The organism is Chimaeribacter arupi (genome assembly GCF_002858805.1).
Taxonomy (GTDB): Bacteria; Pseudomonadota; Gammaproteobacteria; order Enterobacterales; family Enterobacteriaceae; genus Chimaeribacter; species Chimaeribacter arupi.
On the sequence record NZ_PJZI01000047.1, the window covers coordinates 19,879 to 31,632 of the forward strand.

Consider the following 11,754-nt stretch of genomic DNA (forward strand, 5'->3'; position numbering starts at 1 on the left):
CGGGCATTAAGCGCGATACGGGCGTAGGATAATGTGTAAAAAAACAGTAAATGCTGCTGCACAGCCCGGTCAACGGGGTAAAAATGAGCAATCTATGCGTATAAGGTCCAAAAAATGAAAATTTTGTTAGTCGATGATGATCTCGAGCTCGGCACCATGTTGAGTGAGTACCTGATTGCCGAAGGGTTTGATGCCTCGCTGGTGCTGACCGGTAAAGCCGGGGTGGAAGGGGCGCTTTCCGGCGACTACACCGCGATGATCCTCGATATTATGCTGCCGGACATGAGCGGTATTGATGTGCTGCGGCAGGTACGGAAAAACAGCCGCCTGCCGATCATTATGCTGACGGCCAAAGGCGACAACATCGACCGGGTGATTGGCCTGGAGATGGGCGCGGATGACTATATGCCGAAGCCTTGTTACCCGCGCGAGCTGGTGGCCCGCCTGCGTGCGGTGCTGCGCCGCTTTGAGGAGCAGCCGGAAGTGGCGTCTGACTCCGCGCCGGTCAGCTACGGTTTCCTGACGCTCAACCCTTCCACGCGCAACAGCGAGTGGCGTGAGCAGGCATTCGACCTGACGGCATCAGAGTTCAACCTGCTGGAGCTGCTGCTGCGTTCGCCGGAGCGCGTGGTGTCCAAGGATGAGCTGTCAGAAAAAGGGCTGGGCCGCCCGCGTGAAGCCTATGACCGCAGTGTGGACGTGCATATCAGCAATATCCGCCAGAAACTGGCTGCCCTGCCGGGCGGCGAGACCCTCACCATCGAAACGGTACGCAGCATTGGCTATCGCATTAAATAACAACATGCGCGGCCGGCTGTTCTGGAAAATCCTGCTGGGTTTCTGGTTCACTTTTGTGCTGATGACGCAGGTACTCTGGGTGATCTTCACGTTCTACGGCAATCACCATGAGCCGCCGGAAAGCGGGCTGGCACGCCGTTTCGTGAAATTACAGATGACCTCCGCCATCTCCACGCTGCAACGCGGCGGCCTGCCGGCGCTGGAAGCAATGATGGCCAACTGGCCGGACAGCGATAAACAGTATTTTAGCGTGACGCGGGCCATGCTGCCGGCACCCGGCGTGTCGCTGGACGCGATGGAACCCGGTGCGAAACCGGTGCAGATTGTGGCGTTTGTGCAGGGGCCGGACGGGCAGGGCTACCGCCTGCGTTATAACGTGCGCGGTTTGATGGATGAATACCACCACAGCCGCCCGCGGGACATCCTGCATGTGCCGGCCCCGCTGTTCTGGATCGGGGCGCTGGGCGGGCTGCTGTTCAGTGCGGTGCTGGCCTGGAACCTGACCCGGCCGTTGCAGCAGATCCGCGGGGCATTTGATCGGGTGTCGCAGGGCGATCTCTCAGTGCGGCTGTTCCCGCGGATGCGCCGCCGCCATGATGAGCTGGCGATGGTGGCGCGGGATTTTGATGCGATGGCCGAGCGGTTGCAGGTGCTGGTGAAAGCGCGTGAGGAACTGCTGCACGATGTGTCACACGAGCTGCGCTCGCCGCTGGCCCGCCTGCAACTGGCGATCGGGCTGGCGCGGCAAAACCCGGTGAACGTAGAGAACTCTCTGCAACGTATTGAGCACGAAGCCGGGCGGCTGGACAAGATGATTGGCGAACTGCTGGCGCTGTCACGCGCGGAAAACAGCACCATGCCGGACGAAGAGTATTTCGACCTGCTGGGGCTGGTGGAAGCGGTAGTCAACGATGCGCGCTATGAGGCGCAGATCCCAGGCGTCAATATTGCGCTGGACGCGGATGAACAGCGTGAATACACCGTTAAGGGCAATGCGGAGCTGATCCGCCGCGGGGTGGATAACGTGGTGCGCAATGCGCTGCGCTTCTCGGCGCAGGGGCAGACCGTGACCGTGTCCCTGCGGGCAGCAGACGCCTATTACCAGATTGATGTGGCCGATCAGGGGCCGGGTGTGGAAGAAGAGAAGCTTTCCAGCATCTTTGACCCCTTCGTACGGGTGAAATCCCCGCTCTCAGGTAAAGGCTATGGGTTGGGGCTGGCGATTACCCGGAAAGTGATGCTGGCGCATCAGGGGCAGGTGGAAGCGCGTAATGTGCAGCCGCATGGCCTGGTGATTACCCTGCGTATCCCGCAGTGGACCGCGCCCTGAGACGGGGCCGGGTAACGGGGGATCTTTTTGGTGTCACCTTCAGCATAGCCGTACGGCACAAAGAACGGCACAAAGAAAAACGGCACCCAGGGGTGCCGTTTTTGTTGCAGTCTGCCGCCGGGGCAAACGCGTAGATTACTTGCGGATGCGGATAACCGGGGTTTCACCCACGGTCACGCTGCCGGAAAGTTTAATCAGTTCTTTGATCTCGTCCATGTTGGAGATCACCACCGGCGTCAGGGTAGACTTGGCTTTCTCTTCCAGCAGCGGCAGATCGAACTCAATAACCACGTCGCCCTTCTTAACGCGCTGGCCTTCTTCAGCGATGCGTTTGAAGCCTTCGCCTTTCAGTTCCACGGTATCGATACCGAAGTGGACGAACAACTCAATGCCACTGTCGGATTCGATTGAGAAAGCATGGTTGGTTTCAAAGATTTTGCCGATGGTGCCATCTACCGGGGCAACCATTTTGTTACCCGCAGGTTTGATTGCAATGCCATCGCCGACAATCTTTTCCGCGAAAACGACATCAGGCACATCTTCAATGTTGACGATTTCGCCAGAAATCGGGGCCACGATTTCAATCATGCCCGACTCTTTCTTATCATCAGAAACCAGTGATTTCAGTTTATCGAACAAACCCATGATCTTCTCCTAAGCATTAATTTGGGCGGCGTTCCACGCAGCGGAATCAGCAGAGTGTTTTCTCTTCGATGAACTTGTTCACCAGGTTCATCAACTCTTGCGCCGTCGGCTGAGCAAGTGCTTCGTCGGCCAACGCCTTCACATCTTCGAAGTTCGTATTACGAATAATTTTCTTGATGCGTGGGATCGAAATAGCACTCATGCTGAACTCATCTAATCCCATGCCCAATAACAGCAGTGTAGCACGTTCGTCGCCTGCTAGCTCGCCGCACATGCCTGTCCACTTGCCTTCAGCATGAGATGCATCAATAACTTGCTTAATAAGCGTCAGAACAGCCGGTGACATGGGGTTGTAGAGATGAGAAATCAGCTCATTGCCACGATCTACTGCCAGAGTATACTGGGTTAAATCGTTTGTCCCAATACTAAAGAAGTCAACTTCCTTCGCCATATGGTGTGCGATCGCGGCCGCAGCCGGGGTTTCGACCATCACGCCCACTTCAATGGTTTCATCAAAGGCTTTGCCTTCATCACGCAGTTGCGCCTTCAGCAGCTCCAGCTCCTGTTTCAGCTCGCGGACTTCTTCAATCGAGATGATCATCGGGAACATGATGCGCAGCTTGCCGAACGCAGAGGCACGCAGGATGGCGCGCAACTGGGCGTGCAGGATTTCTTTACGATCCAGACAGATGCGGATTGCACGCCAGCCGAGGAACGGGTTCTCCTCTTTCGGCAGGTTCATGTACGGCAGGTCTTTGTCACCGCCGATGTCCATGGTGCGCACAATCACTGCCTGGGAGCCCATCGCTTCCGCGACGGCTTTATACGCCTGGAACTGTTCTTCTTCCGTCGGCAGGGCGTCACGGTCCATAAACAGGAACTCCGTGCGGTAGAGGCCCACGCCTTCCGCGCCGTTACGCTCAGCACCGGCGACATCCCGCACGGTACCGATGTTGGCACAGACTTCAACCTGATGGCCGTCAAGGGTGATGGCCGGCAGGTCTTTCAGTTTCGCCAGATCGTTTTTCTCGGTCACATACTGGTTGTGAACCGCTTTCAGTTCGTCGATCACGTCAGCCGTCGGGTTGACGTAAATCTTGTTGTTAACGGCGTCCAGAATCAGGTAGTCGCCGTTGTGAACCTGTTTGGTCACGTCGCTGGTGCCCACAATCGCCGGCAGCTCCAGGGAGCGCGCCATGATGGAGGTGTGGGAGGTACGGCCGCCCAGGTCAGTGATGAAACCCAGCACCTTGTTCAGGTTCAGCTGTGCGGTTTCAGAAGGGGTCAGGTCGGTCGCCACCAGGATCACTTCATCCTGAATGGAGCCGAGATCAACAATGGTCATGCCGAGGATATTGCGCAGCAGACGCTTGCCGATGTCACGCACGTCAGCCGCACGTTCTTTCAGATATTCGTCATCCAGTTCTTCCAGGGCATGTGCCTGAGACTCGATCACAGAATAGGCGGCGGCGTCAGCCGTGGCATGCTCATCTTTGATGAGGGCTATGATTTCCTGCTCAAGCTCTTCGTCTTCCAACAGCATGATGTGGCCTTCGAAGATCGCTTCTTTCTCTTCCCCGAAGGTTTCGCCGGCTTTGGTTTTAATGATTTCCAGCTGAGCAGAGGCTTTCGCCCGGCCCGCGAGGAAACGTTCGACTTCCTGATCAACCTGATCAGCAGAGATCTTTTTCCGGTCGATGATAATTTCATCTTCTTTCAGCAGAAGAGCCTTACCGAAAGCGATACCCGGTGATACTAAAATGCCTGAAATCATAACCCTACCTTACTCTTGACTGATGTTAATAATAAAGACGGGCTTTTTTATTCGAGCTCAGCCATCAGTTTTACCAGGTGCTCAACTGCGTTCTGCTCGTCTTCGCCTTCAGCAGAGATAGTCACTACAGTGCCTTGAGTCAGACCCAGGGTTTGCAGTTTGAAAAGGCTTTTAGCGCTCGCGCTTTTGCCGTTGGATGTGACAGTAATGTCAGAGGCAAAACCTTTTGCTTCTTTGACAAATTGTGCAGCAGGGCGAGTGTGCAGGCCATTCGGAGCGGTAATAGTAACTTCTTGCTGGAACATTATGTTTCCCCAACTTATTGGATTAATGTTGTGGAGCTAAAGTTTAGCCTACGCGGCTGACTTTAGCCTGTTTGATAGCGCCTGACGAAGTCAGGGGCAAGCTCTGATGCTACAGGAAACGCCAGGGCCGCACGGTAATAAAAACCCCGGTGCAGGGCGATTCCAATCCGCGCCCCATTATGCCGTGTTTGTCCGGATTGTAACAAACAGGTAAACCGATTCAGCAACAGTGCCAGATGGGCCGCGATTAATTTTGCGCATCGAAATAATTGCTCGCTTAAATACTAGACCTGGTGGTCAAAAGCAATCTTCAGGTAGTGCAAACTTTGACGCAGACCACAAAAAAGCACCCCGGAGGGTGCTTTTTTCAGCGTTGCCAGGCTTATGGCACTATTGTTGCAGCTCACTTTCTGTAAACAAATCTGCAAACAATGCCGTGCTCAGGTAGCGCTCACCGGAAGAGGGCAGAATAACGACAATGTTTTTATCGGTAAACCCAGCTTCTTCTGAAAGTTTGACCGCTGCCGCTACCGCCGCACCTGACGAAATCCCGGCCAGGATGCCTTCTTCGTCCATCAGACGGCGCGCCATGCTGATGGACTCATCGTTGGTAATTTTAGCGACCCGGTCAAGCAGTTCCAGATCCAGGTTGCCTGGGATAAACCCGGCACCGATGCCCTGAATTTTATGCGGGCCGGGTTTCACCTCTTCACCGGCCAGCGTCTGGCTGATAACCGGCGAGTCAGCCGGCTCTACCGCCACCAGGGTAATCGCCGGGTTTTTGCTTTTCAGGAAGCGCCCCGCGCCGGTAATGGTGCCGCCGGTGCCCACACCGGCGATCAGTACGTCCACTTCGCCGTCGGTATCTTCCCAGATCTCGGGGCCGGTGGTTTTTTCATGGATGTCCGGGTTGGCAGGGTTGCTGAATTGCTGGAGGATCAGGTAACGCGCCGGGTCAGAGGCCTGAATCTCTTCCGCTTTGGCAATGGCCCCTTTCATGCCTTTGGCGCCTTCGGTCAGCACCAGGTTGGCCCCCAGCGCCTTCAGCAGTTTGCGGCGCTCCACGCTCATGGTTTCCGGCATGGTCAGCGTGAGTTTGTAACCGCGGGCGGCGGCCACATAGGCCAGGGCAATCCCGGTGTTACCGCTGGTGGGTTCCACCAATTCTTTCTCTTTGGTCAGAATGCCTTTCTTTTCCGCATCCCAAATCATATTGGCGCCAATACGGCATTTGACGCTAAAGCTCGGGTTACGCGATTCGACTTTGGCGAGGATACGCCCATTGCCGATACGGTTAAGGCGTACCAGCGGCGTATGGCCGATTGTCAGAGAGTTGTCTTCATAAATCTTGCTCATAACCCGTCCTTTAACTGGTTGAAAATTTTGGGGAACGCCACGAGCATACGCTAACGTCTCCCACAAGGAAGTAAAGAATTGGTATATCTATATGTTATTAGGAAATATGTTTTTGTCACAATAACAAGAGGAAGGCGGGGAGAAAAACTCCCCGTAAAAGGCAGGGATCAGTGGCGGATTTCACCGCGCGGCGTGCGGTAACGATCAACCCACATCGCGGTGGCGCCGCAGACTGCAACCGGCATGATGAACAGGTTAAGCAGCGGGATCATGGTGAACAGGCTGACCAGCGCACCGAACTGCAGATTATGGAATTTATGACGGCGCAGCGCCCGGCGCATCTCGGCAAAGCTGACTTTGTGGTTGTCAAACGGGTAGTCGCAATATTGGATCGCCAGCATCCAGGCGCTGAACAGGAACCACAACACCGGAGCCACGGTCTGGCCTATACCGGGGATGAAGTAGAGCACCAGCAGCAGCAGGGCGCGCGGCAGGTAGTAAACCAGCTTCAGCCATTCGCGTTTCATGATCCGCGGCAGATCTTTCAGGATGCCCAGCAGGCCGTTGTCCGGCAATGGGGTGCCGGTAAGGTGCCCTTCGAGCTGTTCGGCCAGCAGCCCATTGAACGGGGCGGCAATCCAGTTGACCAGGGTGCTGAACAGATAACTGAACACCAGCACGATGGAAATCACCGCCAGCGGCCACAGCAGGTAGCTCAGCCACTGTAGCCAGTCAGGCACATGGCCCATCAGCGTGGGTATCCAGTTGTCGAGCCGGGTATAGAGCCACCAGAAAGCGGCACCCATCAGGATGATGTTGAGCAGCAGGGGAATAATGATAAAACGTTTGATACCGGGCAGGGAGAGCAGGCGCCATCCCTCGGCCACATAATGGAACCCGTTAGCCCCATCTGGCGCGTGTCGTGGTGCAGGCATGAAAGCAACATCTCAACGTGGTAAATCGGCCCGGCTATCATATCGGGATGATTTTCAGCTGGCTAGGGGCCAATTGTTGGAAAAAACAGCAAAAAAAGGGTGGTCGCTCATGTTTATGCCGGGAAAACAGAGTCAATACTTGCACTTGTGTACGCGGGCAAATAGAGTTACTAGAATGAATGTTTTCCGTGGCAACCAGGCTGCGGTGGCAATGTATAAAAGCAACCAGAGATAGCAATGATGCAGGATTTGCGTCTGATATTAATCGTTGTTGGCGCGATCGCCATAATAGCGTTGTTATTGCATGGTCTGTGGACCAGCCGCAAGGAACGCTCATCCCTTTTCCGCGATCGCCCGGCTAAACGAACGAAAAAAGAGCGAAACAGTGCCCCGGCTGATGAGGTGGACGATGGGGTAGGTGATGTACGGGTGCGTGCCCCGCATCCGCATGATGAGCCGGAGCTGGGTCAGTTTGATGCACCCGACGCGCCGCCGGCACGCCGTCCTGTTCCGCCGCAACCGGCTCCTCAGCCCCGCGCGCCGGAGCAACCGGCCCCGCAGGCACGTGCGCCGCAACCGGCTGCGCCTGAGGGCGATGATCCGTTATTGACGGGCTATTCCGCTACGGAGCCGGCCACCGCGCCGGCAGCCCGCCAACGTGAGGTGCCGACGCACGAACCGGTCAATACCTTTGTGCCGGCTGAGGACGATGAAGACGATCTGCCGGTATTCGGGACGGCGGCTGCGCCTGCTGCCGAGCGGCCTGCACCGGCTGCTGCCCTGGCACCGGCTGCTGCCCCTGACGCACCGGCTGAGCCGGTGACGCCGCCTGCGCCGCCGAAAGAAAAACTCACTGAAACGGTGCTGGTGCTGCACGTTGCCGCCCATCAGGGTGGGGTAATCAACGGTGAAGTGTTGTTGCAGAGCGTGTTGCAGGCTGGCTTCCAGTTTGGCCAGATGAACATTTTCCACCGCCACCTCAGCCCGGCAGGCAGTGGGCCGGTGCTGTTCAGCATGGCAAACATGGTGAAACCCGGCTCCTTCAACCCGGACACGATGGCGGACTTCTCCACGCCGGGCGTGACGATGTTTATGATGGTGCCGTGCTATGGCGATGCCAATCAGAACTTCAAATTGCTGCTGCAGTCTGCTCAGCGTATTGCGGATGATGTCGGTGGTGTGGTGCTGGATGATGAGCGCCGCATGATGACACCGCAGAAACTGGAAACGTACAAAGCCCGTATCCGCGAAGTGCTGGAGGCCACGGCCTGACGGCCCTGACCGGCCTGCGCCGGGCACTGCATCCCCCTCTCCAAACCCCCGCATGTCGGGGGTTTTTTATCCTCTAATGGTGAGCCAATGGAACCGATCAATCAAAAAATCAATCAACTGCGGGCCTCACTGCGCCATCACGAATACCAGTATCACGTTCTGGATGCCCCCGAAATTCCCGATGCGGAATATGACCGACTGATGCGCGAACTGCGCGAGCTGGAAACCGCCCACCCGGAGTTGATCACTGCCGATTCCCCGACCCAGCGGGTCGGCGCGGCACCGCTGACCGCCTTTGAACAGGTGCGCCATGACGTGCCGATGCTGTCGCTGGATAACGTGTTTGATGAAGACAGCTACCTGGCGTTCAACAAGCGGGTGCAGGACCGGCTGAAAAGCCCGGACACCCTGACGTTCTGCTGTGAATTGAAACTGGACGGCCTGGCGGTCAGCCTGCTGTATGAAAACGGTGAGCTGGTGCGCGCTGCCACGCGCGGCGACGGCACCACCGGCGAGAACATTACCGCCAACGTGCGCACCATCCGCGCGATTCCGCTGCGCCTGACCGGGGAGAACATCCCACGCCGGGTGGAAGTCCGCGGTGAAGTCTTTATGCCGCAGAAAGGGTTTGAGGCGCTGAATGAGGAAGCCCGACGCACCGGCGGCAAGGTGTTTGCCAACCCGCGTAACGCGGCGGCCGGCTCCTTGCGGCAGCTTGACCCGCGCATCACGGCCAAACGTCCGCTGACCTTTTTCTGTTACGGCGTCGGGGTGCTGGAAGGGGGCGAATTGCCGCGCAGCCACTGGGCGCGCCTGATGCAGTTCCGTGACTGGGGGTTGCCGGTCAGCGATCGTATCCGTTTATGCACCGGCAGCGAAGAGGTGCTGGCGTTTTACCGTCATATCGAGGAAACCCGGTCCACGCTCGGTTTCGACATCGACGGCGTCGTGATTAAAGTCGACTCGCTGGATCTTCAGGAAGCGTTAGGCTTTGTGGCGCGCGCGCCGCGTTGGGCCATCGCGTTTAAGTTCCCGGCTCAGGAGCAGATCACGACCGTGCGGGATGTGGAGTTCCAGGTCGGGCGCACCGGTGCGATTACCCCGGTGGCGCGGCTGGAGCCGGTGCTGGTGGCCGGGGCAATGGTCAGTAACGCCACGCTGCACAATGCCGATGAGATTGAGCGCCTTGGCCTGCGTATCGGCGATACGGTGATTGTGCGCCGCGCCGGGGATGTGATCCCCCAGGTGGTTGGCGTGGTGATGAGCGAGCGCCCGGAACAGGTGCGTGAGGTGGCGTTCCCCACCACCTGCCCTGTTTGCGGCTCGGATGTCGAGCGGGTGGAGGGCGAGGCGGTGGCCCGCTGTACCGGTGGCCTGTTCTGCGGCGCACAGCGTAAAGAATCCCTCAAACACTTCGTGTCACGCCGGGCAATGGACGTAGACGGCATGGGCGATAAGATCATCGATCAGCTGGTGGAGAAAGAGTATGTCAAAACCCCGGCCGATCTGTTCCGCCTCACCGCCGGGGTATTGACCGGCCTGGATCGCATGGGGCCGAAATCCGCGCAGAACCTGGTGAATTCCCTGCAAAAGGCCAAGCAGACGACGCTGGCCCGCTTCCTCTATGCGCTTGGTATCCGTGAAGTCGGGGAGGCTACCGCAGCCAACCTGGCGGCGCATTTTGGCTCAGTCGACGCGCTGAAGGCCGCCGATCTGGACGCGCTGAAAAGCGTGCAGGATGTCGGTGATGTGGTGGCGAAACATGTGCGTAACTTCCTGGAGGAGACGCATAACCAGCAGGTGATTGATGAACTGCTCGACCCGGCCATCGGCATCCACTGGCCTGAGGTACAGGTGATTGTGCCGGAGGAAATCGACAGCCCATTCGCCGGGAAAACCGTGGTGCTGACCGGCTCTTTGACCGTGCTGTCACGCGATGAGGCCAAAGACCGGCTGACGGCGCTGGGCGCGAAAGTCAGCGGCAGTGTTTCGAAGAAAACCGATTTGGTGATTGCCGGTGAGGCCGCAGGCTCGAAGCTGGCAAAAGCGCAGGAGCTGGGGATTGAGGTCATTGACGAAGCGGAAATGATCCGCCGGTTGGACGCCTCCGCATGATGGAGAAAGAGGATCTGGTGGCGATTGCCACCACGCCCATGCCGTTCGGCAAATACCAGGGGCGGATGTTAATCGATCTGCCGGAAGAGTATCTGCTCTGGTTCGCCCGCAAAGAGGCATTTCCGCAAGGAAAACTGGGCCAGTTGATGCAACTGACCCTGGCTATCCGCATGGAAGGCCTGGAGGGACTGGTCAGGCCGTTGAAACGCAGCTGACATGCCGTGAACCGTGATGGCACCGTCGGGCACGGCATGACGCCGTGCCCGAGCCATATTCCCCCTGCCGCCGGTGCGGAGAGCCTTAAACGTAGATATCGATCTGGTTAGTGGCGCTCGGCCGGTTTACCCCTTCAACACGCGCAGTGCCGGGCTCGACAGAGCTGGCTTGCGCGGCCTGTTGTTTCTGTTGGGCTGCCTGCGCCTGCTGCGCTTCCAGACGGGCGATCTGTGCCTGCAACTGAGCAATCTGCGCTTGCAGCAAATCTTTCTGTTTCTGGACGTCTTCACTGCTCTCAGAAGACGTGCCCAGATCTTTAACCTCTTGGGTCAGTTTCTGGATCTGCTTGTTCAGCTGAGCAATTTGCTGCGCCGGATCGCTGGAAGAAGAGGCGCTAGTGCTTTGGGTCGATGTGGAGCCTGATGCGCTGATTGTTGTCATGATTACCTCAATAGTAAGTGGTTACCCGGAACGCGGGCTTATTGGGTATCGGCGATGTATTTCAGTGCTTTATCGTCCTTTCGAATTTTTTACACTCTCCGGGCAGGCAACGGCCAAAGGGCAGGTGAGGGCAGACATACTGAGAAAACAGGCATAACAGGAAAAATAAAAAGCAGAAGGCGATAACAATCAAACAGGGCGTGGTAACAGAAGAGGGTATAACGGGAGGGTGACGCGTGTGAGGATAAAACAGGAAGTGAGAAATGGTGGGCGATGACGGGCTCGAACCGCCGACCCCCTCCGTGTAAAGGAGATGCTCTACCAACTGAGCTAATCGCCCATTTCTCAAACAGGGTACTGCTATTGATGGTGGGTCGTGCAGGATTCGAACCTGCGACCAATTGATTAAAAGTCAACTGCTCTACCAACTGAGCTAACGACCCATCAGGTACTGCCTAATTCTACTGCTGTCGTATCGGGCTTGCAGAAGTGGTGGGCGATGACGGGCTCGAACCGCCGACCCCCTCCGTGTAAAGGAGATGCTCTACCAACTGAGCTAATCGCCCA

11 protein-coding genes and 3 tRNA genes are annotated in these 11,754 nt (G+C 57.1%); 5 read left to right on the forward strand and 9 right to left on the reverse strand.

What is annotated here, in order from left to right; translation table 11 throughout:
- Positions 1-114: 114 nt before the first annotated feature.
- A complete protein-coding gene (locus CYR52_RS20470) occupies positions 115-798 on the forward strand; it encodes a response regulator transcription factor (protein ID WP_072933114.1) in 684 nt (227 codons plus the stop codon).
- 4 nt (positions 799-802) lie between these two features.
- Positions 803-2,128 carry a sensor histidine kinase gene (locus CYR52_RS20475; RefSeq protein WP_072933116.1) on the forward strand — a complete coding sequence of 442 codons (1,326 nt, stop codon included), beginning with the start codon at positions 803-805 and terminating at the stop codon, positions 2,126-2,128.
- A 135-nt stretch (positions 2,129-2,263) separates the two neighbouring features.
- Here the strand turns inward: CYR52_RS20475 and crr are convergent, their stop codons facing one another.
- The 5 genes from crr to cysZ form a co-directional block, all read right to left on the reverse strand.
- The gene (crr, locus tag CYR52_RS20480; RefSeq protein ID WP_072933119.1) at positions 2,264-2,773 is read right to left on the reverse strand and encodes a PTS glucose transporter subunit IIA; all 510 of its coding nucleotides are present in this window, start codon (positions 2,771-2,773) and stop codon (positions 2,264-2,266) included.
- A gap of 46 nt (positions 2,774-2,819) precedes the next feature.
- Positions 2,820-4,547 carry a phosphoenolpyruvate-protein phosphotransferase PtsI gene (gene ptsI, locus CYR52_RS20485; RefSeq protein WP_072933121.1) on the reverse strand — a complete coding sequence of 576 codons (1,728 nt, stop codon included), beginning with the start codon at positions 4,545-4,547 and terminating at the stop codon, positions 2,820-2,822.
- A 47-nt stretch (positions 4,548-4,594) separates the two neighbouring features.
- Complete coding sequence (gene ptsH / locus CYR52_RS20490) at positions 4,595-4,852, reverse strand: phosphocarrier protein Hpr (protein WP_072933123.1); 258 nt, start codon at positions 4,850-4,852, stop codon at positions 4,595-4,597.
- Between the two features lie 390 nt (positions 4,853-5,242).
- Positions 5,243-6,208: a cysteine synthase A gene (cysK, locus tag CYR52_RS20495; protein WP_072933125.1), complete on the reverse strand. Its 966-nt coding sequence runs from the start codon at positions 6,206-6,208 to the stop codon at positions 5,243-5,245.
- 167 nt (positions 6,209-6,375) lie between these two features.
- Positions 6,376-7,143 carry a sulfate transporter CysZ gene (gene cysZ, locus CYR52_RS20500; RefSeq protein ID WP_101829325.1) on the reverse strand — a complete coding sequence of 256 codons (768 nt, stop codon included), beginning with the start codon at positions 7,141-7,143 and terminating at the stop codon, positions 6,376-6,378.
- A gap of 237 nt (positions 7,144-7,380) precedes the next feature.
- On the opposite strand from cysZ, the gene zipA reads away from it, so the two are divergent.
- From zipA to CYR52_RS20515, 3 genes are all read left to right on the forward strand, one after another.
- Positions 7,381-8,415, forward strand: a complete 1,035-nt coding sequence (zipA, locus tag CYR52_RS20505) for a cell division protein ZipA (RefSeq protein ID WP_101829326.1) — start codon at positions 7,381-7,383, stop codon at positions 8,413-8,415.
- Between the two features lie 87 nt (positions 8,416-8,502).
- A complete protein-coding gene (gene ligA, locus CYR52_RS20510; protein WP_072933132.1) occupies positions 8,503-10,530 on the forward strand; it encodes an NAD-dependent DNA ligase LigA in 2,028 nt (675 codons plus the stop codon).
- Positions 10,530-10,745 carry a DUF3820 family protein gene (locus CYR52_RS20515; protein WP_101829327.1) on the forward strand — a complete coding sequence of 72 codons (216 nt, stop codon included), beginning with the start codon at positions 10,530-10,532 and terminating at the stop codon, positions 10,743-10,745. Before ligA ends, CYR52_RS20515 begins: the two co-directional genes overlap by 1 nt.
- A gap of 85 nt (positions 10,746-10,830) precedes the next feature.
- Here the strand turns inward: CYR52_RS20515 and CYR52_RS20520 are convergent, their stop codons facing one another.
- The 4 genes from CYR52_RS20520 to CYR52_RS20535 all read right to left on the reverse strand — a co-directional run bounded on the left by CYR52_RS20520 (position 10,831) and on the right by CYR52_RS20535 (position 11,753).
- Complete coding sequence (locus CYR52_RS20520) at positions 10,831-11,187, reverse strand: FlxA-like family protein (protein ID WP_072933134.1); 357 nt, start codon at positions 11,185-11,187, stop codon at positions 10,831-10,833.
- A gap of 264 nt (positions 11,188-11,451) precedes the next feature.
- A tRNA-Val gene (locus CYR52_RS20525) sits at positions 11,452-11,527 on the reverse strand.
- Positions 11,528-11,554: 27 nt separating this feature from the next.
- Positions 11,555-11,630, reverse strand: a tRNA-Lys gene (locus CYR52_RS20530).
- Positions 11,631-11,677: 47 nt separating this feature from the next.
- Positions 11,678-11,753: transfer RNA gene (locus CYR52_RS20535), tRNA-Val, on the reverse strand.
- Position 11,754 lies beyond the last annotated feature (1 nt).